At 56.1% G+C, this 24949-nt stretch carries 22 protein-coding genes; 11 read left to right on the top strand and 11 right to left on the bottom strand.

The window, feature by feature from the left end:
• The first annotated feature begins 177 nt into the window (after window positions 1–177).
• From Q6A51_RS02680 to Q6A51_RS02665, 4 genes are all read left to right on the top strand, one after another.
• Window positions 178–1119 (top strand): hydroxymethylglutaryl-CoA lyase, encoded by a 942-nt coding sequence (locus Q6A51_RS02680; protein WP_201019622.1) that lies wholly within the window; start codon window positions 178–180, stop codon window positions 1117–1119.
• Window positions 1116–2315 carry a CaiB/BaiF CoA transferase family protein gene (locus Q6A51_RS02675; RefSeq protein WP_304574057.1) on the top strand — a complete coding sequence of 400 codons (1200 nt, stop codon included), beginning with the start codon at window positions 1116–1118 and terminating at the stop codon, window positions 2313–2315. Before Q6A51_RS02680 ends, Q6A51_RS02675 begins: the two co-directional genes overlap by 4 nt.
• A gap of 115 nt (window positions 2316–2430) precedes the next feature.
• On the top strand, window positions 2431–3750 hold the full coding sequence (locus Q6A51_RS02670; RefSeq protein WP_201019620.1) for an MFS transporter: 1320 nt from the start codon (window positions 2431–2433) through the stop codon (window positions 3748–3750).
• 111 nt (window positions 3751–3861) lie between these two features.
• Window positions 3862–4623, top strand: coding sequence for an IclR family transcriptional regulator (locus Q6A51_RS02665; RefSeq protein WP_201019619.1), 762 nt, complete (start codon window positions 3862–3864; stop codon window positions 4621–4623).
• Between the two features lie 76 nt (window positions 4624–4699).
• Here the strand turns inward: Q6A51_RS02665 and Q6A51_RS02660 are convergent, their stop codons facing one another.
• The gene (locus Q6A51_RS02660) at window positions 4700–5599 is read right to left on the bottom strand and encodes an AraC family transcriptional regulator (protein WP_201019618.1); all 900 of its coding nucleotides are present in this window, start codon (window positions 5597–5599) and stop codon (window positions 4700–4702) included.
• A gap of 156 nt (window positions 5600–5755) precedes the next feature.
• Between Q6A51_RS02660 and Q6A51_RS02655 the strand changes: the two genes are divergently transcribed.
• The gene (locus Q6A51_RS02655; RefSeq protein ID WP_304574056.1) at window positions 5756–6514 is read left to right on the top strand and encodes an SDR family NAD(P)-dependent oxidoreductase; all 759 of its coding nucleotides are present in this window, start codon (window positions 5756–5758) and stop codon (window positions 6512–6514) included.
• 49 nt (window positions 6515–6563) lie between these two features.
• Window positions 6564–7247, top strand: a complete 684-nt coding sequence (locus Q6A51_RS02650) for a glutathione S-transferase family protein (RefSeq protein ID WP_304574055.1) — start codon at window positions 6564–6566, stop codon at window positions 7245–7247.
• A gap of 81 nt (window positions 7248–7328) precedes the next feature.
• Here Q6A51_RS02650 and Q6A51_RS02645 read toward each other — a convergent pair whose 3' ends face one another.
• From Q6A51_RS02645 to Q6A51_RS02610, 8 genes are all read right to left on the bottom strand, one after another.
• Window positions 7329–8342: a GlxA family transcriptional regulator gene (locus Q6A51_RS02645; RefSeq protein ID WP_304574102.1), complete on the bottom strand. Its 1014-nt coding sequence runs from the start codon at window positions 8340–8342 to the stop codon at window positions 7329–7331.
• 187 nt (window positions 8343–8529) lie between these two features.
• On the bottom strand, window positions 8530–10020 hold the full coding sequence (locus Q6A51_RS02640) for an aldehyde dehydrogenase (RefSeq protein WP_304574054.1): 1491 nt from the start codon (window positions 10018–10020) through the stop codon (window positions 8530–8532).
• A 1-nt stretch (window position 10021) separates the two neighbouring features.
• Window positions 10022–10924 (bottom strand): dihydrodipicolinate synthase family protein, encoded by a 903-nt coding sequence (locus tag Q6A51_RS02635; protein ID WP_201019613.1) that lies wholly within the window; start codon window positions 10922–10924, stop codon window positions 10022–10024.
• A 168-nt stretch (window positions 10925–11092) separates the two neighbouring features.
• Window positions 11093–12409, bottom strand: a complete 1317-nt coding sequence (locus tag Q6A51_RS02630; RefSeq protein ID WP_201019612.1) for an NAD(P)/FAD-dependent oxidoreductase — start codon at window positions 12407–12409, stop codon at window positions 11093–11095.
• 128 nt (window positions 12410–12537) lie between these two features.
• Window positions 12538–13512 (bottom strand): GlxA family transcriptional regulator, encoded by a 975-nt coding sequence (locus Q6A51_RS02625; RefSeq protein WP_304574053.1) that lies wholly within the window; start codon window positions 13510–13512, stop codon window positions 12538–12540.
• Window positions 13513–13683: 171 nt separating this feature from the next.
• Window positions 13684–14709 (bottom strand): glycine betaine/L-proline ABC transporter substrate-binding protein ProX, encoded by a 1026-nt coding sequence (gene proX, locus Q6A51_RS02620; protein ID WP_304574052.1) that lies wholly within the window; start codon window positions 14707–14709, stop codon window positions 13684–13686.
• A 42-nt stretch (window positions 14710–14751) separates the two neighbouring features.
• The gene (gene proW / locus Q6A51_RS02615; RefSeq protein WP_201019610.1) at window positions 14752–15705 is read right to left on the bottom strand and encodes a glycine betaine/L-proline ABC transporter permease ProW; all 954 of its coding nucleotides are present in this window, start codon (window positions 15703–15705) and stop codon (window positions 14752–14754) included.
• Window positions 15706–15755: 50 nt separating this feature from the next.
• Window positions 15756–16790 (bottom strand): quaternary amine ABC transporter ATP-binding protein, encoded by a 1035-nt coding sequence (locus Q6A51_RS02610; protein ID WP_201019609.1) that lies wholly within the window; start codon window positions 16788–16790, stop codon window positions 15756–15758.
• Window positions 16791–17157: 367 nt separating this feature from the next.
• On the opposite strand from Q6A51_RS02610, the gene Q6A51_RS02605 reads away from it, so the two are divergent.
• From Q6A51_RS02605 to Q6A51_RS02590, 4 genes are all read left to right on the top strand, one after another.
• The gene (locus tag Q6A51_RS02605) at window positions 17158–18117 is read left to right on the top strand and encodes a LysR family transcriptional regulator (protein WP_304574051.1); all 960 of its coding nucleotides are present in this window, start codon (window positions 17158–17160) and stop codon (window positions 18115–18117) included.
• A 141-nt stretch (window positions 18118–18258) separates the two neighbouring features.
• Window positions 18259–19635: an MmgE/PrpD family protein gene (locus tag Q6A51_RS02600; RefSeq protein WP_304574050.1), complete on the top strand. Its 1377-nt coding sequence runs from the start codon at window positions 18259–18261 to the stop codon at window positions 19633–19635.
• A gap of 196 nt (window positions 19636–19831) precedes the next feature.
• Window positions 19832–21067: an aromatic ring-hydroxylating oxygenase subunit alpha gene (locus Q6A51_RS02595; protein WP_304574049.1), complete on the top strand. Its 1236-nt coding sequence runs from the start codon at window positions 19832–19834 to the stop codon at window positions 21065–21067.
• 85 nt (window positions 21068–21152) lie between these two features.
• Window positions 21153–22304: an MFS transporter gene (locus tag Q6A51_RS02590; RefSeq protein ID WP_304574048.1), complete on the top strand. Its 1152-nt coding sequence runs from the start codon at window positions 21153–21155 to the stop codon at window positions 22302–22304.
• Window positions 22305–22393: 89 nt separating this feature from the next.
• Here Q6A51_RS02590 and Q6A51_RS02585 read toward each other — a convergent pair whose 3' ends face one another.
• Complete coding sequence (locus Q6A51_RS02585) at window positions 22394–22948, bottom strand: TetR/AcrR family transcriptional regulator (protein ID WP_304574047.1); 555 nt, start codon at window positions 22946–22948, stop codon at window positions 22394–22396.
• A 343-nt stretch (window positions 22949–23291) separates the two neighbouring features.
• Between Q6A51_RS02585 and Q6A51_RS02580 the strand changes: the two genes are divergently transcribed.
• Window positions 23292–23627: a DoxX family protein gene (locus Q6A51_RS02580; RefSeq protein ID WP_201019603.1), complete on the top strand. Its 336-nt coding sequence runs from the start codon at window positions 23292–23294 to the stop codon at window positions 23625–23627.
• Here Q6A51_RS02580 and Q6A51_RS02575 read toward each other — a convergent pair.
• Window positions 23624–24862 carry an MFS transporter gene (locus Q6A51_RS02575; RefSeq protein ID WP_304574046.1) on the bottom strand — a complete coding sequence of 413 codons (1239 nt, stop codon included), beginning with the start codon at window positions 24860–24862 and terminating at the stop codon, window positions 23624–23626. The genes Q6A51_RS02580 and Q6A51_RS02575 overlap by 4 nt on opposite strands.
• Window positions 24863–24949: the final 87 nt, after the last annotated feature.

Below are 24949 nucleotides of genomic sequence, written 5' to 3'. Positions count from 1 at the left end.
CCTCGTGGGTTTCTGGAAGAACGAGCGGGCATTGACAGCATGAGAAATTGGCGCAGATACTATTTGACAGAACGTAATTCTGACTGACAGAACAATCATAAAAATACGGATCAGCGCTACCCAATAGCCTGCCGCGTGAATGTTCCAAAGGCTCTCCAGCCGATGAGGAGAACCTCCATGCACCACGATTCAGATATCGATGTATTGGTCAGTGAAGTCGCCCCCCGCGATGGCCTGCAAAGCATCAAGGCGACCATGCCTACCGAGTTGAAACTTCGCTGGATCTCAGCACTGGCCGAGTCGGGATTGCGTGAGATCGAAGTGGGATCGTTCGTACCGCCAAAACTTCTTCCCCAGATGGCCGATTGCGCTGAACTGGTTGTTCACGCTCGTAAGATTTCCGGCCTCTTCGTCACCGCGCTGGTGCCGAACCTCAAGGGCGCCCAGGCCGCATTCGATGCTGGGGTTCAGAAAATCACGTTGCCGATCTCCGTCAGCGAACCTCATTCCCTTTCCAATGTTCGTAAAACGCACGCTCAGGTCTTTGAAGAGGTCAAGGCGGTGGTGGCGTTGCGCAATGAACAGTTCCCAGGGGTCCAAATCGAGGCAGGCCTTTCCACCGTTTTCGGTTGCACCCTTCAAGGCGTGGTTACTGATGACGAGAGCATCGCCATGGCCGTAAAGATGGCTGAGTTGGGCGTCGACGAAGTCGGGCTTGCAGACACAGTCGGCTACGCCAACCCGGCCCAGGTTCGTCGAATTTTCACTCGGTTGCAAAATGAGCTTGGAGCCCTGGCTGGAAGCGCGCATTTCCACAATACGCGAGGTCAAGGCCTGGCCAATGTTGTAGCGGCGCTCGAGGCTGGCGTGACGACCTTCGATGCGTCGCAGGGCGGTATTGGCGGCTGCCCATACGCTCCAGGGGCCTCAGGCAACATCGTGACCGAAGACTTGGTTTATCTGCTCGAATCCATGGGTTTGCGGACCGGCGTCGACATTGATCGTCTGGTCGCTGCACGCGAGTGGCTCCGCCAAGGCCTTCCAGGTGAGGCCTTGTATGGCTTTATCCCCGATGCCGGCGTTGGAAAAAACTTCACCTATGCGAAGGAGGCAGTATGAGCCAGTCCCCGGAGAAAGCACTGCCACTTGCCGGCATCCGAGTCGTTGAGTTCGTTCACATGGTCATGGGGCCAACCTGTGGCCTGCTGCTTGCAGATCTTGGCGCAGAGGTGATCAAGGTAGAGCCTGTTCCTGAAGGCGACAACACCCGTCGCCTGATGGGGTCCGGCGCGGGCTACTGGCTGACCTACAACCGCAACAAGAAAAGCTTTGCCGTCGACATCAAGTCGAAAGAAGGAATGGCAGCGGTCAAGAAACTGATCGCCACCGCAGATGTGGTGACAGAGAACTTCCGCCCAGGTGCCATGGAGAAACTGGGCCTTGGCTACGACGATGTCAAAGCGATAAAGCCAGATATCATCTACAGCTCGATGAAAGGCTTCCTGCCTGGCCCCTATGAAAAACGGACAGCGCTGGACGAGGTCGTTCAGATGATGACCGGGCTCGCATACATGACCGGTCCGGTTGGCCGTCCACTGCGCGCAGGAGCTTCAGTCAACGACGTCATGGGCGGTATGTTCAGTGCTATCTCCGTATTGGCCGCCCTCCTCCAGCGCAAAGACAGTGGCAAGGGGCAGTTTGTCCAGACCGGTTTGTTCGAAAACTCCGCTTTCCTGGTCGCACAGCACATGATGCAAAAAGTGGTAACCGGCGCGGCCGCTGCGCCAATGCCTAGCCGCATTTCTGCCTGGGCTATCTATGACGTTTTCGAGACAGCTGAAGAAGGTCAGCAAATATTCCTGGGGGTCGTGAGCGACAGCCAATGGGCCGCATTCTGCAAAGCATTCGATTTTCCGGATTTTGCCAATGATGGCTCGTTAGCCCTCAACAACCAGCGTGTGCAGGCACGTGAGCGAATCATGCCGATTGTGCGTGAGCGTATCCAGGCAATGGATAAAGCGTCCGTCATGGCACTGTGCGAACTGGCCGGTCTACCTTTCTCGCCCATCCAACGCCCTGAAGACCTCTTCGATGATAAACACCTGAATGAGTCGGGTGGACTGACTGAGCTGACGCTCAGCAACGGGCAAATCACAAAAGTGCCGATGCTGCCATTTGAAATGGATGGTCAGCGCTTTGGCGCACGACTGTCAGTGCCTGAAATCGGCAGTCATTCGCGGGAGCTGTTGGTCGAGTTGGGGTACGAAAGTACTGCAATCGATGACCTCGCATCCGCCGGTTTGATTCAAACCTGATAGATCAGCACAAGAACCGGCGCAAATGAATGTGCAATGCCCACGGTGCGTTGGCATTGCATCGACTTTGACGACCCCGTCTGGCCGTACATAAGAACAATATGAGGAACCTGTCATGGCTAACGTCACGACTCCAGCAAACGCTACCCCCCTGACGCAACCACTTGAGCTTTCCGAACTGCAGCAACGCGCTCTGCGCAAAGCTGCATGGCGGCTGATCCCGCTTCTGGCTCTGGCTTACTTCTTCAACTATCTCGACCGTACGAGCGTTGGCTATGCCGCGTTACAAATGACGGATCAGCTTGGCCTGACAGCCGCGCAGTTCGGGCTGGGCGCAGGCATCATGTTCGTCGGATATTGCTTGTGCGAAGTGCCCAGCAATCTCGCCATGTACCGGTATGGCGCCAGACTCTGGATGGCACGGATCATGATCACCTGGGGGCTGGCAGCAGCTGCAACCGCTCTTGTCGTCGGACCTTACAGCTTCTACATCATTCGTTTCATTCTCGGCGTAGCTGAGGCAGGGTTCTTTCCGGGCGTCATCTTCTTCCTGACACTGTGGTTCCCGCTTCAGTACCGTACCCGAGTGCTGGCCTGGTTTACCGTAGCAACACCGATTTCGTTTCTGGTCGGCGGTCCACTGTCTATATGGCTGCTGCAGATGCACGGTATCCTTGGATTGGCCGGCTGGCAGTGGATGTTCATCATCGAAGGGCTTCCAGCATGCGTTCTAGGGCTGATCACTCTAAAGGTACTCGCCAACCGGCCAAGCGAAGCCAAGTGGCTGAGTACTGAGGAGCGTAATGCACTGGATACACTCTTGGCAGCGGAGTCGGGCAAGACTCAGAAGAGTCATGCCTTCAAGGGTGCGCTCAAGGATCCTCGTGTATGGATTCTCAGCTCGATCACTTTCAGCTTCACGATTGGTACGTACGGGATCGGTATCTGGCTGCCACAAATGCTCAAGGCGCAAGGCGTCGAGTTGAGCATGATTGGCTGGATTGCAGCCATCCCCTACTTCTTCTCAACCATAGGATTGCTGTTCTGGGCCAGGCATGTAGACCGTACCGGTAAAGGCATTCTGAACCTTGTGATTGCGTTGGTTCTGGCAGGGCTGGCCCTGCTGTTCGCTCTTCAGATGAGCGCTTTGATTCCTGCGCTGATCGGTATCACGCTGGCGCTGGTAGGCACTATTTCGGCCAAAACCATTTTCTACACATTGCCCGCCAAATTCCTGAGTGGTCAGGCGGCAGCAGGTGGTATTGCTCTCATCAACTCGATTGGAGCGTTCGGCGGTTTTGTTGGGCCATACCTGATGGGTTACCTGAAAGAAACGACGCAATCTTTCACGGCAGGACTGATGGTGATGGGATGCATTCTGTTGTTCGCTGCCGTGATGGCGCTGGTGCTCAAGCTGTTCATGCGAGAAGCCTGATCAGAACAGTGTTCTGTTGCGCCCAGAGGCTGGATTCTCTATGTTGCGATTACAGCAACTCTGGTTGACCTGTCTCATGGCAGGCCTTTTTCAAGCAACAAAAGTGACGCTATGCCTACCAACAGCACCCCAGAAAGTGACGACAGTACTGAAGCAACAGCAGGCGGTGTCGCCGCTGTAGATCGTGCATTCGCGATTCTCGCAGCTTTCGACTCCGATCGCCCCAGCCTGCCCTTGGCAGAAATATCACGGCGCACAGGTCTGTATAAAAGCACGATCTTGCGCCTGATGACGTCCCTCGAGCGGGGAGGCTTCGTACGCAGGTTGGCGGACGGTCAATTTGCTATCGGGCACGAACCTCTTCGTCTCGCCCAGCTTTATCAGGGCTCTTTCAATCTGCGTGATGCGCTACTGCCCATCCTCGAAGCGCTGTCTCAGGAATGCGCGGAAACCTCATCATTTTATGTTGCGCAAGGAGCGAGCCGGGTCGTCTTACTCCGTGTTGAACCGAAACGGTCGGTACGTGTTTCCATTCATGAAGGGGATCGATTCCCCATCAATGCGGGTGCTTCAGGCAAGGTCCTTCGAGCATTTGGCGCAGCTAAAGACCCATCTCTTCAAGCAGTCCGCGAGCAGTGCTGGGCAGCCTCATTCGGAGAGCGAGACCCAGACACGGCTGCTATTTCTGTTCCGGTGTTTGGCGCTGGAAACATACTTGCCGGCGCATTGACTTTATCTGGGCCGGCAGATCGATTTAACGCCGAGCAAATCAAGCGCGTACGCTCCACTGTCTTGAGAAAAGCAGCGCAAGCGACTGCTGCATTGGGCGGAGTAGCCGAAACTTATGTCACCGCTATCAATGCAACAGATTGAATGCTGCCAACAATGTCTTTAGGGAGCCACCCTCCCCTGAACGCTAACGCCTGCAATCCATAGACAAGTCTGCTGTTTACGCCCTTGTTGAAGTGGCAATAGCCTGCCGTATCTCCCGCACGTCGCGTGCAGGCGATGCGCCGAATTGTCGGAGATATTCGCGGCTGAACTGTGATGCGCTTTCATAGCCGACAACGAACGCCACGTCAGAGGCGCGATGCTCACCGGCAAGCAAAAGCTGGCGAGCTTCCTGCAATCTGAGCTGTTTCTGGTACTGGATCGGGCTGAAACCTGTCATTGACAGAAAATGACGATGCAGGCTCGCCCGGCTCATGCCGCTTGCATCGCACAACGCCTCGATGCGAAGCCGGGTATTGTAATTGTCCCTGATCCAGGCAACGGCACGCCGGATGCTGCCCAGTGCGCCATTGGGCTGGGCAATCTGACGCAGCAGCCGCCCTTGTGGCCCCTGCAGGAGACGATAGAGCAATTCCCGTTCGACCATGGGGCCGAGGACCGGGATATCGGCAGGCGTGTCGAGCAACGACAATAAGCGCAATAACGTGTCGCGCAGCGGCGCGGTCATCGGGTTTATCGTGATGCCAATCCCTTTTTGTTCGCTCTCGCGAACCGCAGGCATGGTCGCCGCCAATTCCGCCAGTATGGCCGGATCCAGTACGAGCGATACCGCAACGTAAGGCTGCCCACCCTCAGCATCAAGAATCTGTCCGCTCAAAGGCAGGTCCAGGGCGCTGATGAGATATTGTTCACTGTCGTAGTTCAGAAGATTGTCGTTGATCGAAACGCGCTTAGAGCCTTGCAGGATGAAGCAGATCATCGATCGATACAGGCATGGTGCCTTGTCTGTAGTACCTTGCCCGACGCAGAGGTCTACACGCGGAATCCGTGTAATCGTCAAACCCGGTGGCGCATGGCGCAGGGCTATATCAAGATGCGGTGCAAGATCGTTATTCATGGGCCGATTATGCCAACGCCCCGCCACCACGCAAGATGATTGAGACAATCAGGCAATAAACTGAGCGTATCGGGCGTGGGTTATAAACAGGTCATTGCCTATCTTGAGCAGGTCAGAAAGCACCATGCGGTGCGCCTAACCTACTAGAGACAATCCATGACCAAGCAGATCGCACTCATCACTGGCGCCAGCCGCGGCCTTGGCCGCAACATGGCTCTTCACCTCGCCAAACGCGGCGTTCATATCATCGGTACCTATCGCAGCGGTGCAGCAGAAGCCGAGACGCTGAAGCAAGAGATTGAAGCGCTGGGCGGCAAGGCCGCGATGCTGCCGCTCGATATCACCGATACCGCCAGCTATCAGGCTTTTTCAAACGCGGTGACTGATACGCTGAAGACCGGATTCGGCCGCGAGCGCTTCGATTTCCTCGTCAACAATGCCGGTAATGGCCTCTTTTCGAACTTCGTTGACGCGACCGAGGAGCAGTTTGCCTCACTGGTCGCCACGCACCTTCGCGGTCCGGTTTTTCTGACGCAGAAGCTGCTACCGCTCGTGGAAGACGGCGGTCGTATCCTGAACGTTTCGTCCGGTTTCGTGCGCTTCACTTTGCCGGGATACAGCATTTATGCGGCGGTAAAAGCCGCCGTCGAGGTACTGACCCGTTACATGGCCATAGAACTTGGTTCACGCCAGATTCGGGTGAATGCAATTGCCCCGGGCGCCATCGCAACCGATTTTGGCGGTGGTGCCGTGCGCGACAACAAGGATGTGAACGCCTACGTAGCACAAGGCATCGCACTGGGCCGTGTCGGTCTGCCGGACGATATAGGCGGTGCGGTTGCCGCCATTCTGTCCGATGACATGGCCTGGGCTAACGGGACGACTTTTGATATTTCTGGCGGGCAATTGCTCTAGTCACAGCAGCATTACTTCCATCACATCGCCGCCCTGTCGAGAGACCACCATGCCGCACGCTCAACTTACGCTCATCAGTCATCCGTTGTGCCCGTTCGTTCAGCGAGCGGCTATCGTGCTGCTGGAAAAGAATGTGCCCTTTGAGAGGATCGATGTCGACCTCGCAGCCAAACCAGACTGGTTCCTGGCGCTTTCACCGACGGGAAAAGTGCCGTTACTCAAGGTGGCGCTGCCGGACAGGACGAATGCGGTACTCTTCGAGAGCATGGCCATTTGCGAATATCTCAACGAAACGCAGGAGGGTGTCAGTCTTTACTCCAACGATGCGCTCTCCCGTGCGCGCCAGCGCGCCTGGGCAGAATTCGGCGTGGCGATGCTCTCCGATGCCTGGCAGTTCCTCAACGCCAAGGACCTCGCGATTGCTGAGAACAAAAAAGCGGCCTTTCGAGATAAATTGCAACGACTTGAAAGCGAGCTTGATCAAACGCCGTATTTTGCAGGGTCAGCGTTCGGCATGGTCGATGCAGTGTTTGCCCCTGTGTTTCGTTATTTCGACTTGCTGAGCCCGGTTGTCTCCCAGCCGATCTTCGATAACCTTCCCCGTGTATCTGCCTGGCGGGTTTCACTGGCAAACAGGCCAAGCGTCATCTCGGCCGTAGGAGGCGATTACGCTGACCGATTCAAGCAGCACCTTGTCAGACAGCAGGCAATACTTTCAGGCTCGGTTCGTTAAAAACTTCAGTGGGATTTCGATATCAACTTTGCTCAAAAGATCTCCGATAGCTAACTTCGGCACAGAGCGTGCTTTCAGTATTTAAAACTCCATCCGCAGCTCTCGGGAGGGGGAATAACCGAAGTAGGAGGTGTAACACTTGCTGAAATGGCTAGGCGATATGAATCCACACGCCACAGCAACCTGAACGATTGAAAGCCTGGAGTACTGGAGCAAACGGCGCGCCTCCGTCACACGCAGCTCAAGGTAGTAGCGCGAAGGAGTGGTGCCGAGCTGAGCCCTGAACAACCGCTCTATCTGACGCCTTGACAGGCTGACCCACCCCGAAATCTGTTCCAGATCCAACGGTTCCTCAAGATTCGCCTCCATCAACTTGACCACCTCTCTCAACGGCGCTGCCATCTTGATGTGAATCGCCGGACTCAGGCGACGATATCGGGTTGTCTCAAACGCCAGGATATCTGTAATACCGTCGACCAGGGTGGCTCCCTGAGATTGACCAATCCAGTCCAGCATCAGATAGAACGCCCCGTTTGGGCTGGCGCAGGTGTAACGGTCACGATCGACAATGTAGTTCTCACTCGTTACCTGGCTGTGAGGCGCAGCTTCTGCGAGTGCGGGACGATGCTCGGGGTGAATCGCACACCTGTAGGCATCCAGAAGGCCCGCCTGCCCGAGAAACCATGCCGCATTCCACAGCCCCGCCAGGGCCACTCCCCTTTCTGAGGCTTTCTTGAGTAACAGGCGCAAACCCGCATCAGCGTTTAATGGCGTGCGCAAGCCGCCACAAACCACCAACAGATCAAGCTCGGTGACGGGATAGCTGGAAAGATTCTGATCAGGACGGATACGGATTCCCAAGTCACTGATCACCTCTTCCCCGCTCAAGGTAAAGGTGCAGGTGGTGAACAGATCAGGTCGCAATAAATTGGCAGTGACCAGCGCATCCAGAGCGTTGGTAAAAGAAGGAAGGGAAAAATGATCGAGTAAAATGAAGCCCACTGCACAATAAGTGCTCGTTACAGGTTTCTCGTTTTTAAGATACCTGAGGTTTTTCCCTTTGAGGGTTCCACAAAAACTTCGCGGCTCTATCACTTCAACCACCTTGATGTCAGACGCCTGTACGATAAAGTTGAGCTGCAAAAAATCCCGCTGCCATGACCGCATCAACTTACAAAGCGCAGTTTTTCAGCCAGAACGGTCATTTCAATCATCAACCAGAATCGCCCCGCGCGAAACATCAATTGACCGGGACAATTCTGGATCAAGCATCAAGACGCCATCAGGAGGCATCAATCCAGATGGTTTTCAACTCGGTGTATTGGTCGTGCGCCCAGATTGACTTGTCGCGGCCACCAAAACCGGACTCTTTATATCCACCGAAAGGTGTGGAAGCGTCGCCCTCACCGAAGCAGTTCACGGTGACGATACCGGCACGAATGCCACGCGCCAGTTTCAACGCATGACGCAGGTTGCCAGTGTAGGCGCAAGCAGCCAGGCCATAGGCGGTGTCGTTGGCAAGGACGATGGCTTCATCGACCGACTGGAACGTGGTCACGCTCAGTACAGGACCGAAGATCTCTTCCTGGAACAAACGACTGTCACGTCTCACGCCATCAACAATGGTCGGCTCGACGAAAATATCCTTGGCCGTGTTGCCACCCACCAGCACCTTGAGCTTTTCTTCTTTGGCTACGTCGAGGTAAGAACGTACCTTCTCGAAATGCGCCTTGCTGACCATTGACCCCAAGCGGTTTTCCGGGTCCAGCGGATCACCCGTTTTCCAGTCATCCAGGTGGACCTGTACGCGCTGTAACAGAGCGTCCTTGATATCCGCATGCACGATCAGCCTTGACGAGGCCGAGCAGTTTTCGCCCATGTTCCAGAAGGCGCCGTTCACCACGTGCTGGGCGACGACATCGATGTCTTCGACATCATTCATCACCACTGCGGGGTTCTTGCCACCACACTCAAGCACAATACGCTTGAGGTTGGACTCACTGGAGTACTTGAGGAACAACCGACCGGTGTCGGTAGACCCCGTGAAACTGACCATGGCCACGTCCGGATGCCGACCCAACGGCTCACCGGCCTCCTTGCCGCCCCCGGGCACTACGTTGAACACGCCGGCCGGGATTCCTGCCTGATGAGCCAGTTCAGCAACGCGCAGCGTACTCAGCGTGGTTTCCTTGGCGGGCTTGACCACGATAGAGCAACCGGCAGCCAACGACGGGCCGATTTTCCAGGCAAGCATCAACAGCGGGAAATTCCATGGCAGTACCAGACCGACGACACCAATCGGCTCGCGCACAACCATGGTCACCGCCCCAGAACCTACCGGCGCGGTCGAATCGTAAATCTTGTCGATCAGCTCGGCGTGCCAGCGAAGGGTATGGATCGTCTCGGGCACGTCGACGTTCTGGCACTCACGAATCGGCTTGCCGCTGTCCAGGCTCTCAAGAACCGCCAACTCATGGGCATTGTCTTCGAGCAACAGGGCGAAACGCAGCAGTACCGACTTGCGAGCCGAAGGTGCCAGCGAATGCCAGCGGGCGTCTTCAAACGCATCCTTGGCTGCTGCAACCGCATCATCGACATCCTGCGCATTACACGCGGCAATCTCAGTCAATACCTGTCCGGTGGCTGGATTGGTCGTGGTAAAGGTCTTGCCCGACCTGGCCGTGCAAAACTTGCCATTGATAAAGGCCTGATTGCGAAACTCAAGCTTCGCGGCCAACTCAAGGTATTGCTCTTTATTCAACAGGTCTGCCATTTCAAGCCTCCTCGACGATGCGTGCCACATTCTGTTTCAGGGTTTTGATCACATCTTCCAGCGCCTGTTTCTCGGACGCCTCCAGGGGTTGCAGCGGCGCGCGTACGCCACCAGCGCGCAGACCGCTCAGCTCGCTGCCATGCTTGATCGATTGAACGAATTTGCCGCTCTCAAGGAAGTCCATCAGCGGCAACATTGCCGACATGATGCGACGTCCTTTATCGAAGTTCCTTTCGATAACGCAGGCCTCGTACAGCGCGATGTGTTCACGCGGGATGAAGTTGGAGCCCGCGCAAACCCAGCTGCGTGCGCCCCATGCGAAGAACTCCAGCGCCTGATCATCCCAACCGCAGGACAACTGAATCGACGGATGCGCGCTGGCAATGCGGTGCAGGCGGGCCATCTCGCCAGAACTCTCCTTGATGGCGGCAATGTTCTTGCAGCTGGCAATTGCCTCGAAGAATTCGTCGCCCATCGCCACGCCCATTCGCGACGGATAGTTGTAGAGCATGATCGGCAGACCGGCCGCCTTGTCCACTGCCAGCACATGGGTGGCAATTTCCTTCTGCGTCGGCAGTGCATAAGGCGGCGACCCGACCAGAATGGCATCGGCCTCAAGCGACTTGGCCTTCTCGGCGAAGTAAACAGAGTCCTCGGTGCGGATACCACCTGTGCCGATCACCAGCGGCAAGCGCCCCCGGATGACTTCTTTCGCACGCTCAGCCACGGCAACACGCTCGGCGGTGGTATGTGCGTAGTACTCGCCCGTCGAGCCACCAATCACGATGCCGTGAACCCTGGACTCGATCAGGTATTCGAGCACTTCAGCGAACGCCGAAAAATCGATCTGGCCATCGGCTGACAACGGGGTAATGGCAGGGGTGAAAATTCCGTCAAAGTTCATAGCGTCTTCTCCAGTGATTGCAATGTTCAATCCGCACGCCCGGTTACGAGCCGGACACAGACAGTGGTCAATTCAGCGATGCGGCTTCTTGTAGCTTGAGTGAGCGCGTAGAACGCGAAGAGAAACAGCACCAGCAAACTCGGCCCGGCGTGCCCGATGGATAGAGCCTCAGCTCTCTCGTCCGGCACGGTACTGCCCCCACTTCAGGTTCATGTTCACTCCCAGCGAAAGGAAAGGTTCTGGTGGGTTGCTGTTAGGTCCAGGCGCTTGCAACAAGAAATCAATCAACCCGTCACGCCGCCCCGCCAGCCAGTCGGCCAGCAACGTGCCCGTTACCGTGCCGCGCGTAACGCCAAGGCCGTTACAGCCCAGCGCGCCATACACATTCGCAGCCAGCTCACCGAAAAATCCGTTGTGGTTTCTCGACATGGCCAGCGCCCCGCCCCAGGTGTAGTCGAACGTCACGTCCGGCAGCATCGGGAAACGCACGTCAAAAGAGGCCTTGTGCCGGCGTACAAAACGTTCGTTGTATTTGCTGTTGCTGCGACCATCCGGGTTGAAGCTGAAACTGTTGCGAATCAGCAGACGGTTATCCGGAGTACGCCGTACCGTAGTGCCGAAGGGGTCTGCCGGAATCACGCCCCAGAAGGGTTTTCCACCCAGGCGCGCCTGCTCTTCTTCGGTCAGGGGTCGGGTGATGCTCGCGTAGGTGTAGATGGGCAGCATGCGTCCCTGCAGAAATCCGAAACGCATGCCGAACGAGTTATTCGCCAGGATCAGTTTTTCCGCTGTAATGCTTCCATGGGCGTGCTTCAGAACAGTCTTTTGGCCGTATTCCACTTCAAGGATCGGCGTGTGTTCATACAACGTGACGTTTGCCGGCAGATGGTTCGCCAGCCCTTTGACCAGGCCCGACGGTTGCAGCAAGACAGCCCCCGGGGTGTAAAGCGCCTTACGGTAGAAACGAGTACCCAAATGTTCTGCCAACCCCTCTGCGTCGATCATCTGGTATGGCTGATCGAGCTTTTCCAGCCCTCGGCGATAAGCGTCGAGTACTGCGATGCCACGATCCTCCACCGCGGCCTGATATTTGCCACAGGCTTTCATCTGGCAATCAATGCTGTATTGATCGACCAGGTCGCGCAGGATCGACTGGCCAGCGAGATTCAGTTTCAAACTCATTCTGGCCAGGTCGATATCGCCGATGTAATCCTCTGCACCGATATCATGGGGAAGATCGATGGCGAAACCCGCATTGCGGCCCGAGGGGCCCAGCCCGACTTCCTGCGCCTCGATGAGCACCACATGGTCATCGGGGAAATTCAGTGCAAGTTGCCGGGCAGCCGCCAGCCCGGTGAATCCGGCTCCGACAATGACCCACCGGGCAGCGCTGTGGCCTCGGTGAGCGGGCTCGGGATTACGTGGCAGGCTCAAATGAAACCAGCCACAACTATCATCATCGGCGGGCAATGAACTGACTTTCATAGTGTTGAACCATTCATCGTTGAAATGACAAACCGGACTCGGCACGAGGCGAACGCACAGAGAGGCGTTGATTAAAAACAGCTACCTAATCGACGGGACGCTAATACGCTGGCACTTGATGAATTAAGTCAAAAGTTCGCAGCAATGGCGTAACGACCTGCACTGGCGTAATAGTTATCCCTGAATGTCATTGGCGGTAATCCGAACAGATCCTTGAAACGCTTATAGAAATGCGGATAACTGACAAACCCGGTGGCAAGTGCCACATCCGTTAACGATCGATCACTTTGCACAATAAGTTGCCGAGCCCGGGTCAGGCGCAACTCCAGATAATATCGATTGGGTGCAACGTTCAAATAACGTGCAAACCGTCTTTCAAGTTGTCGTCGTGACACGCCGACGTGACTGGCGATTTGATCAATCTCCATCGGCTCCTCGATGTGTTTTTCCATCAAGTTGAGGGCGACATTCAACGGTTTTGGAATAGCGACCGATCGAATGCATTCATTACTGAACGCAAAATCGTGCGCCAGTTGCCTGGGTTGATGAACCCGTCTGATTTCATCCACCAGGGAAGCGTCATTGCAGGAGCCCAGCTCTTGCATGAGTGCCAAGGTCATATCCAGCGCTGAATGGGCGTTGGCACAGGTGGCGCGGCGCTGTTCAAAGGTAAAGTCGAGGCCGGACACGCTCAATTGTGGGAAATACTCGCTGATCAGACCGCAACTGTCGCTGTGACACGCGAAGTCCAGCCCATCGAGAAACCCCGCATCAGCCAGGTAAAACGCGGCATTCCAGCACCCGGCAACAACGCCCCTGGCCGCTGTTTTTTTCAATACTCGTCGCAGCAGCGGATTGGCCGAAAGCCTGACACGTTGCCCCCCCACGACGATAACCGCATCGTGATTGAACCCCTCAGCCACCAGCCTTTCCGAAGAAAGCGGCACGCCGATATCGCTCTCGACCAGGCCCCCCGACAGCGAATAGGTTGAGACTTTATAAATCGTGTCGCAGTTGATCAGATTACCGGTGGCCAGGGCATCCATCGCCGTTGAGAAGGTTGTCAGCGAGAAATGATCGAGCAGGATAAAGGCCACCCGCACGATACGCTCATGTCCCGACGCCCCCCTGGATTGTCGAAACCCGATGTTCTGTAGCTTCAACGTACTCTGAAAAGTTTCCATCTTGCACCATCCGAAACCCATGACTTGAAACAAGGTACAACCGGCGTGCTGGCGAGGGACGTGGCCTCCGCCAACACGGACCTGGACCGATTACCTCACCGCTACGGCACGCGCATCGCTGAGCCAGCCGTCGTAGGCTTGCTGGTTGGCCTTGATCCACTCCGCGGCATGGCGCTTGATGTCGGCAAGGGACTTTTCACCCTTCTGCATACGCAGGTTCTGCGCACTTTCATCGGCGGTGGTCAGGCTGACTTCGGACAGGAATTTGCGCGCAACCGGGTTTTTCTCGGCGAACTCTTTGTTCATGACGGCGTTAACCGTATCCACCGGAAAACCGAGGTTCTTGCCGTCGTGAAAGGTATCTTTGCTGTCCTTGCCATCCGGCAGCGAGGTAAACGGCACCGGCAGCCAGACCACGTCGCGCCCTTCCACCAGCACACTGGCAATCCATTGCGGCACCCAGGTGAAGAACAGCACCGGCTTGCCTTGTTGATAGCGGGCAATGGTATCGGCCATCAGCGCGAAGTAAGACCCGCGGTTATCGACCACCGTTGGCCCCAGGCCATAGGCTTTCATGTGATGTTCAACCATGACTTCGCAGCCCCAGCCGGGGTTGCAGCCGGTCAGGTCGGCCTTTCCATCGCCATTGCTGTCGAACAACTTGGCGATCTCTGGCCTTTTCAAGTCCGACAGATCCTTGATCTGATAGGCCTCTGCGGTCTTCTTGTCGATCATGTAGCCCTGCAGCACGCCCTTCATGATCTGACCGACCTTGACCATCACATCATCGCCACCGGCCTTGTTGTAAAACGCTTCGTGCAGGTGTTCCCACTCATGCACGGTGAAGTCTGCGTCGCCATAAGACAGCGCAAGAAACATCGCCGGGTAGTCGGTCTCCTTGGGCTGCTTCACGTTGTAGCCAAGCTCCTTGAGCCCGGCAATCACCACCTCACCGCGAAAGCGCTCTTCGGCAATAGTCGGAAAAATCGGCGTAATGGACACACCGGCACCGGGTTTAGTGGCATCAGCCGCGAAAGCCGCCGAGCACAGCACCGTACCGAACACCGACGCAATCAGGCCCGCAACGACGCTTTTTTTCAGATTTGCTAGTTTCATTTTTCACCATGCTTGGAATTTTTAATGGGTGAGCAGGCAAACTTAATTCGTCACTGGACGTACAACGTTCTTCTTTTTCTTCAGTTTCATGACCAGCCCCAAAGGCCCGGTTTCATACCAGCGTTGGCCGGTCGCCAAATCACTGCTGCGCTCCCCCATCGCCTGGGTCAGTCGATCAAGAAACACCGCCAACAGCACCAGACCAGCACCACCGACGCTCGCCAGCCCCATGTCCAGGCGACCGATACCGCTCAACACCATCAAGCCAAGCCCGCCGACCGAGATCATCGAGGCGACTACCACCATCGACAGGGACAGCATCAATGTCTGGTTGAGCCCGGCCATCATCGTCGGCGCCGCCAGCGGCAGTTGAACCTTCACCAGCATCTGGGTGGCCGTACAACCAAAAGCGCGGGCAGCCTCGATCTTGTCGGCCGGAACCTGGCGGATACCGAGGTTGGTCAGCCGCACCAGCGGCGCGACGGAGAAAATGATGGTGACAATCACGCCGGGCACGTTGCCAATACCGAACAGCATGACCACCGGTACCAGGTACACGAAGGCAGGAAGTGTCTGCATGGCATCCAGCACCGGGCGGATGATCACTTCCATGCGGTCACTGCGGGCACAAAGGATGCCCAGCGGTATGCCGATGACGGCGCAGAACAGCAATGACGTCAGTACCAGTGCCAGCGTGACCATGGCATCGGCCCAGACGCCGATCAGCCCAAGCCCCGTCAGCGTCGCCACACTGAAAATCGCAATGCGCTTGCCACCGACCTGCCAACTGATCAGCCCGGCAATGATGATGAATACGGTGGGAGGCACCGACAGCAGTCCCCACTGAACACCATCCAGGACTTGATCGACCGGCCAGCGGATCGAGCGAAATACATCCCGAAAGTTGTGCACCAAATATTTAAGGGCGGTTTCTACCCATGAGCCCAAAGGGATATTGATACTTTGAAAGGGGTCTAGAAAATTGAAGTCAGACATGGTGCTACCTCGCCCTCAGAAATGGCTTATCAATTCTGATTATTCGGAGTTCAGTTGCTACAAAGGCAGCTAAGAAGATGACCTTGTGAAATCGAGCCTTTATACAACCCGACTTCATCTACAACCGGCATGGGAGTGGCCGAGGCAGCAACGATATGAAAGATCTCTCGAAGAGAGGCTTCCGCCTTGATGGGAGTTTGATACCCAGGCTGATAAACGATGCCGGCGTCGTGCTGAGCGATATCACCTGCTTTCAGAATCCGGCTGGCATCGAATCCATTGAAGAAATCACGTACATAATCATTCACCGGATTGCACAGAAGCTCACGCGGCGTGCCGATCTGCACAACTTTTCCGCCTTCCATGATCGCAATCCGGTGACCGATCCGAACGGCTTCTTCGATGTCGTGGGAAATGAAGATAATGGTTCGATCCTGCTCGGCCTGGAGCTTGATCAACTCGCCTTGCATTTCACTGCGAATCATCGGATCAAGCGCAGAGAATGCTTCATCCATCAGCAGAATGGCCGGATCGTTGGCCAGAGCACGAGCCAGACCGACCCGCTGTTGCATGCCGCCAGACAGTTGATGTGGAAAACTGAGTTCCTGTCCCGACAACCCGACCTGTTCCAACGCGCCCATCGCGCGGCAGTAACGCTCTTTTTCGCTGACACCGCTGATTTCCAGGCCGAAACTGACGTTGTCGATGACGCTCATGTGCGGCATCAAGGCAAAGGACTGAAAGACCATGCCCATGTCTTTGCGACGAACCTGTAACAAGTCCTTGTCGGCTAGACCGGTGATTTCCTTTCCATTTAAAAAAATGCTGCCGGAAGTGGGTTCTATCAACCGGTTGAATAACCTGACCATGGTCGATTTTCCGGAACCGGACAACCCCATGATCACGAAAATCTCACCGCGGCGAACCGAAAAGTTAGCGTCAAATACACCGATTGCCTGGCCAGTCTTTTTGAACACTTCAGCTTTTGAAGCGCCCTCTTCAATCATCTTCATTGCAAGTGCTGGCTGCGTACCAAAGACCTTATATACATTCTGCACACAGATGATCTCGTCGGAGCTTGTCATACCTTGCCTCCCTCGCGTTGTGCAGTATTCGCATCAAGCGACATGCAAACGAGCGAAAATAAAATTAAGCGGCAGCGGTAATGAATAGATGTCTTCACGACGGGCTTCCTTTTATTATTTTTGGGGCCCTAGGAAAAAGGGATGTTTCAAATTTATTAGCATCACCCCGCTTAATCCAACTACATTTACAGGGACAATTTGATAACGTCAGGTTATTGATTGCCGTTGCGTCTCTCGGGGTGTGGCAACTGCCGCCCATGAACGACTGACGCTATCCTGCCAGCGACGCTGGCGTAGCCCTCCATGTCGGGTTCCGTTACCCTCCTCCCGCTTCATTGGGGAGCTGTATCGTTAAGAGAGCGTTTGAATGACCAAGCATGTCGACCCTGACACCATCTTGCTGAAGATGCCGTCCTTGAGGGCTGTGAAGGCATTTGTCGCGGCCGCCAAGTACGAAAGTTTTACCCGTGCGGCACAAGCCCTGTGCGTCTCGCAAGCAGCCATCAGTCGACAGATTCGCGAGTTGGAAAGTTACCTGGGGGCGCAATTGTTTACCCGGGTAGGACGTGCGGTGGAACTGACGGCCGCCGGCGCGGTGTTCTTTGATGCTGCACAGCTTTCATTCGTGAATATCGCTCAGGCCGCCGAACGGATCCGCAACAGTCAGTCCAGTAAAAAGGTCCTGACGGTATGTTGTTCCCCGGCCTTTTCCGCACTGTGGCTGGCCAATCACCTGCCGGAATTTTTCGCGCAAAGCGAGGGCATCGAGCTCAACCTGATCACTACCCAGAATTTCCTGACCATGGAACCTGGTGTTCAGCCTGACATTTTTATCACCAAGATCTCTCGCATCAGAGAAGGTTATCGAAGCTATCCGTTATGTCATGACGTCATCTACCCCGTATGTACCCCGCAGTATCTGCAACAGCACCCGGAAATATCGACCATTGAAGGCGTGCGCGACTCCGCACTGTTGAACCTGAGCCCCTATGGTCGTTCGCAAGTGGCCGAGCATGTCGACTGGGGCGTCTGGCTGGCTTTCCAGGCGATTGACATCGACGACCGCCCGGCCAACAGCCCGCAGATATTCAATGCCAATGACTACAACCTGCTGATCAGCATGGTACTGACCCACCAAGGCATCGCGCTTGGCTGGAATCACCTGGTCACGCCGCTGGTAGAGCAAGGGTTGCTCGTGCGACCGATCGAACAGAAGGTTCAACTGCGAAACAGCTGGCACTATTTGAGTTGCCGTGAAAACCCGGACAATGAAGAAGAGCTACGGCGCTTTCGCGAGTGGATCCTGTCGAAGTTTCCCCGCCGCTAACCAGCCCCCTCAATCATCGGGCGATTTGGTTATCAATTGCCCAACGAAAATGTTGCTAGAGCAACACAACCTTCCTGGCTCATTGTTGAGCAGCACCGGCCAAAAGGGGTCCGGGGTTACTCACCAGGAAAGGACGGTTGAATGTCACTCTTCGAGTTCTGTCGCGACTTTGATTTCCTCAACGCCCCGCTCAAGACCCGGTCAATCGTGCAGGACAGCCTGCTGGATATCGTCGGCGTCATGGCTGGCGCAGCTTCCAACGAAACGAGCATGGCAATTCGGCGTTACGCCACACTGCACTACCCCGCCGGGACCTACACCAGCCGCCTGATTTTCGACGGACAACGTGTCAACCTGCTCGGCGCGGCATGGGCCGGAGGCTTCAGTGCCGACAGCCTTGATGCCCATGAAGGCCACTTCAAATCCAAGGGCCACGCAGGTGCAACGGTAGTTCCGGCACTGCTCGCGCTGGCAGACGCACTGCACGACCACGGCCGGGATATCAGCGGGCACCAATTGCTGACGACCCTGTGCATCGGTTATGAAACCGCACTGCGCGCCGGTTCTGCCCTGATGGGGACCTCGCCCACGTATCACGCCTCCGGTGGTTTTTCGGCAATGGGTGTGGTGTGTGCCGGCTCGCGACTGCTCGGCCTGGACCAGCAAACCTTTCGCCACGCCCTCGGCATCGCCGAATACTTCAGCGCACGCTGCCCGATGATGCGCGTCGTGCAAGCGCCAACCATGTTGCGCGACGCCCATGGTTCCGGCGCTTTTGTCGGTTTGAACGCCCTATTGATGGCCAGGGAAGGCATGACGGGTGCCCCGGCTGAAACCGTGGAAGATGCCTCGGTTACCGAGTACTGGCGTGACATGGGTCAGCGCTGGGAGATTGACAGCCAGTATTTCAAACCCTGGCCGGTGTGCCGCTGGGCACAGCCTGCCTTGACGGCGATGCTCGAAATGCAGCGAACCCATCCGCAACTGGACGCTGATTCGATTGAAGCCATTCGTGTGGAGACTTTCAATGAGTCGATGTGCCTCCAGGGGCACTCCCCGGCCGATGCCGATCAAGCGCAGTACGCCCTCGCCTTTCCGCTGGCGGCGCTGATCGTTCGAGGAAAACTGGGGCCCGATGAAGTGACCGGTGCATCCATTCACTCAGCCGACATTCTGGCCTTGAGCGGGCGAATCGAAATTGTCGAAGCGGCGGATCTCTCAGCCAGATTTCCCGGCGAGATCCTCTCACGGCTGATCATCACCCTGAAGAACAGAGCAGTGCTTGTCAGCCCGATCACCGCAGCCCGAGGGGACCCGCAAACCCCGATGAGTGCGCAGGAGCTGAATCAGAAATTTGACCTGTTCGCCTCCGGCCTGGGCCTTGAGCGCAGTGCTGCAGTAAAGCAGGCGATCAAGAACCTTGGGCACGCTTCGTCTGCCATTGATGCGCTCGCACCGATTTTCCAAGGGGTTTCAAACCTGGCTGAATGCCCGGCATCCATAACCTCCAATCATTGATTGCCCATAGCAAATGTCGTTTGTGACGACCGTCATCCCCCCTATAGGCTGAGGACTATCGTCTCCTTATTGGGTCATGCGTATGGCAGCTGCGCCATGTGCATTCAAGGCAATAAAGAACACGCTGTTTTTTTCAAGACTCTACCAGTCACATTAAAAGGTGACCGCTCAAGATCTATGTCCCGGGAGGATAAAAATGAATAATAAAGAAACCGTTTTTGACCTGATCGCACAACGCAAACCATGGCACTCGCTCCCCGGCGCTCTTTACAGCAGTGAAAGCGTATATCGCCAGGATCTTGAGCACATCTGGCACAAGGACTGGATATTTGCCGGCCACACTTTCGAGCTTGCAAAACCAGGACAGTATTTCACGCTGCAAGTCGGTGATTATCCAGTGGCCGTCGTACGCGGCAAAGATGGTGAAGTGCGGGCATTCCACAATGCGTGCCGCCACCGTGGCGCAAAGATTTGCGAGGCGGACCACGGCAAAGTCGCGAAGATGGTCTGCCCGTACCACAAATGGACCTATGAGCTGGACGGCAATCTATTGTTTGCCGGGAACATGGGCCAGGACTTCGACAAATCGCAATACAACCTGAAAAGCGTTCACTGCGAAATCGTCGACACCTACATTTACATTTGCGTCGCCGCCAAGGCACCGGATTTCGAAGGCTTCCGCAAAGCCGTCAGCCCGTTTATTGCGCCGCATTATCTTAATGACTGCAAGGTGGCCTTCGAGTCGAACATCATTGAGAAAGGCAACTGGAAACTGGTCTTTGAAAACAACCGCGAATGCTACCACTGCGACGGCTCCCACCCGGAGTTACTGAATTCGTTCGTCGATAACCTCTCGGTGGGTGGCATCAGTGGCGAGGATGATCCTGAGCTGTCGGCCTACTGGTCGAAGTGCGAGAAAGCCGGGTTGCCAAGCCGTTTGGTGATGGACATCAATGGCCAGTTCCGCATGACCCGCATCCCGCTCTCATCCGGTGCCGTCAGCTACACCATGGACGGCAAGCCAGCCGTCGCCGGCCGGCTGGACAAGACCTGCGAAGCCGATATCGGCGCCCTGCTGTATTTCCACTATCCGTCCACCTGGAATCACTTCCTCGGTGACCATGCACTGAGCTTCCGGGTGCTGCCGATGAGCGCCACTGAAACACTGGTCACCACTAAATGGCTGGTGCACAACACGGCGGTGGAAGGCGTTGACTACGATATAGATCGCCTGACCAAGGTCTGGATTGCGACCAACGATCAGGACAGGACATTGGTCGAGGGCACCCAACGCGGCGTGACCTCTCCGTCGTACGAGCCAGGCCCGTACTCGGAAACGGCCGAGACCGGAGTGTGCCAGTTTGATGACTGGTACTGCACCACCATGATGGATCGGCTCAAAGGGCCGATTCCATTGAAATCCGTTGGCTGACAGCCACTCGATGCAACGTCGGTTCTTCCACTTGAAGAACCGACGCCCATGAGCTGGAACCGTATAGATAAGGATGTCAGTAACAATGAGTACCTCTACGCCTTCTTTAGCGATCAATGCCAATTACGGCGAGCGCGTTTCCACCCGAATCACGTTTTTAATCACTGGTATCGTCATGTCGGCCTGGGCGCCTCTGGTGCCATTGGTAAAAGCGCGTACCGGGCTGGACGACGGCGGCCTGGGATTGTTGCTGTTTGGCTTCGGCACAGGTTCGATCGTCGCAATGCCCTTCGCGGGATATCTGACTGCGCGTTTTGGCTGTCGCCCGGTGATCATCTGTTCGACTATCGCCTTGTGCAGCTTACTGCCGATCTTGAGCCATGTGGCGTGGCTACCGGGGTTGGCAATATCCGTACTGTTGTTCGGTGCCAGCATGGGCATGCTCGACTGCGCGATCAATATCCAATCGATCATCGTTGAAAAAAACAGCGGCGAAACCCTGCAATCCGGTTTCCATGGTCTCTACAGTGTCGGAGGTATCGTCGGCGCGGGGGCGATGACAGCCATGCTCAGCCTGGGACTGGAGCCGTTGCTCTGCGTACTGTGTCTGGTCGCGCTGATTCTTGCCTCACTTTACAAGGCTGCTCCGATGCTGTTGCCCTACGGCACCGAAAGGAGCGGCCCGTTGTTTGTGATTCCGCGAGGCATTGTGCTGCTACTGGGCAGCCTGTGTTTCATCGTGTTCCTGACCGAGGGCGCCATGCTCGATTGGAGCGCAGTCTTTCTCGCGTCCCGGCAGGACATGTACCCAAGCTACGTGGGCTTGGGGTATGCATGCTTCGCTGCTGCCATGACCATCGGGCGCCTGACTGGCGACATGATCGTCAGCAGGCTGGGTGGCGTTCGCGTAGTGGCGCTGGGCGGGATCTGCGCGGCGGCGGGCATGGCAGTCTCGCTGGTATTCGACAGCTGGCAAGCGTCGTTACTCGGTTATGCCCTGGTCGGTGCAGGTTGCTCGAATATCGTCCCGGTTCTGTTTACCGCCGCAGGGCGACAGACCCATATGCCGCAGCGCGCAGCCATCCCGGCGATCATTTCCATGGGGTATGCGGGCATCCTTGTGGGGCCGGCATTCATTGGCCTGGCAGCACATATCAGTTCACTGACAATCGCGTTAAGCGCACTGGTGTTCCTGCTGCTGTTCGTCAGCTATGCCGCGCGTTTACTCAAGGTTTGAATCTGCCGTCAACTTGCTCCACCACTGCCTGAGTGACAGTTGTCATCAGAAGAGAGCTTTCACTGACAGAACTCATATAAATCAATCAGTTAGGGCAAGCCGACACTCCTGCGAGCCAGCGCCACCATCTCCGGCTTGATTTCCTTGAGCGATTTTTCAGAAAGGATGAGGTCGTCAATTGCACCGAGCATTCCCCGCAGGATGAAGGTTGCGGTGGAGTGGGGATTGTTCACGACAAAGATTCCCTTTTTCTGCCCCTGGACCAGAAGGTCGGTCAGCCCCGTGATGATCCTGGTATTTCCCACAGTCCAGCGAGACCCTGGATAGTTACTCCAGGCGATATCGTGCAACTGGTCCGCCGAGCGAATGTACCAGTCACAAGCGGCACTGACCCATGCATCCAGCCGGACATCGGGGCCCTGCCCTGCCCTCGTTTCCAGTACGGCATCCAGATCGGCCTCGAACTCATCGACCACACTCTGGCGTAACGCCGCGAGCAGCGCCGATTTAGATTCATAGTGGTGATAGAAGGTGCCTTTGCTTGAGCCTGCGCGCAGGACGATATCATCCACGCTCGTTTCAGCGATTCCCTTTTCCGAAAACAGCACAGCCGCAGCTTCCAGAATGTTCCTGGCACTGCGCAAGCCGCGTTGCTGAGGCTTGCGAGACCGCAAGGAAGTGCATTTGCTCGAAGCGGGCTCGTTTTCTAGTGTCAATTTGTTTCTCGCGAATCGATTTCAAAACACCTGTGCGCGCCTGCCGCACCGTCAGCACCCGCAGTTTACCTTGCCAAGCGCATGGGGTCTTCCTTGCGAAACAGACGACTTCCTGCGCCAGAGGGAGCCGCTCTTCAGCTTGACAAAATAGACTGCCAGTCTAAAAATCGCAAAAACAGACTATCAGTCTGTTTTAACGCTTCTGCTTTCAGGCATTTTTCAGCATGCCGCAATCAGCCGGGCTCAGCAGATACTCATGGGATATACCGTAATGACTGGCATAGATTTAACAGAGGCTCTGCCTTGGGCGCTCGCAGCATTCTTTCTGTTGGGCGGGATCGTGAATTGGATCGCTCCGGCGCGTATCAGGAAAGACTATGAGCGATGGCGCTACCCTGGCTGGTTCCATTACGTCACTGGCGGGCTGGAAATTATCGCGGCCATACTTTTCATTTTTCCGCAGACACGCATTGCAGGCTCAATCCTCGCCATTGCAATCATGGGAGGAGCCTTTGCTACCCTGATCTTCCATCGCGAGTACAAACATGCACTTCTTCCTGCCCTGGTGCTTTTCCTGGCCCTTGTGTGTGGATGGAGCGCAACCTAGCAAGCTCTGGGCGAGTCAGTTTCGGTGCCACCGACACCTTCATGCCGACTCGCCTGCCCCAACGCCATCCACGCAAAGACTGAGGATGCGAGCAGGACCACGACGCCCAGGGCAAACGGACTCCACCAGCCCAGGCTGTCGAACAGCATGCCACCCAGCCCGGCTCCGACAGTGATCGCCATTTGAATGGTGGCGACCATCAGGCCACCACCCGCCTCGGCATCGTGCGGAAGAGTCTTGCTCAACCATAGCCCCCACGCCACGGGCGCAGGCGTTGCAACCAGTCCCCATGCCGCGAGCAGGACTCCCACTGCCCACATGGAGCTACCCATCTCGATCAGCAGCGCAGCGAGGACTGCCATCGACAGCGGAATGGCGATGAGATAGGCGTACATACGGGTTTGCAGCAATGAGCCCATGAAGTAAGTACCGACGACACCGCTCGCTCCCAGCAACAGAAGCATGAGCGACAGCGTCGTGACACTCACGCCGGTGACGGCTTCCAGAAACGGGCGCAGATAAGTGAAGACTGCAAACTGCCCCATGAACAGCAGCATGATTGCCAGCATCCCGAGCGCGACTTGAGGATTACCCAGCAAACGGAAAGGATTACTGGAGCGGGTAGTCGCTTCACTGCGCATCGCGGGAATGCTCAACCATTGCCAGATGAATGCAAGCACGGCCAGCGGTATCACGAGGAAAAACGAGCCTCGCCATCCGATGAACTGCCCAAGATAACTGCCCAATGGCGCAGCAACCGTAGCCGCCAATGCGTTGCCACCGTTAATGAGTGCCAGGCCTTTTGCAACGGAGTCCTTGGGCACCAGCCGCATGACAGTCGCGGTCGACATGGACCAGAAACCGCCAATCGAGATACCCAACAGGGCGCGCCCGGTCATGAAGAGCATGCCGTTATGTGCCCAGGTAACAATTGCGCCAGAAATCACCAGCAGCAGACTGAAACTCAGCAGCACTTTCTTGCGGTCGAATCGCCCGGTCAGCGGCGTATTCAGAAGGCTGGTAAGGACGGCAAAAAAGCCGGAAATCGAAATCGCCTGGCCTGCCTGCCCCTGGCTGATCCCAAGGTCCTGGGCAATCGGCGTAAGAAGGCTGACCGGCATGAATTCCGATGCAATCAGTACAACGACACAGAGCGCCATTGAAAATACGGCGCCCCAGGCCGGAGGATAGCCGGGACTCGTTTGTCGCTCCGGGTGGGTTTGCAGTGTATTCATATTTCTCCACCTGCTGAGGCTTTCGAGAGAGTGGGAGAACTGCGCGACAAACCTGTCGGCACAATCCGCATAACCTGCTCAGATGAT

It is taken from the genome of Pseudomonas serbiensis, assembly GCF_030580745.1.
Lineage (GTDB): Bacteria > Pseudomonadota > Gammaproteobacteria > Pseudomonadales > Pseudomonadaceae > Aquipseudomonas > Aquipseudomonas serbiensis.
This window is presented reverse-complemented; position numbering and strand designations above follow the sequence as displayed.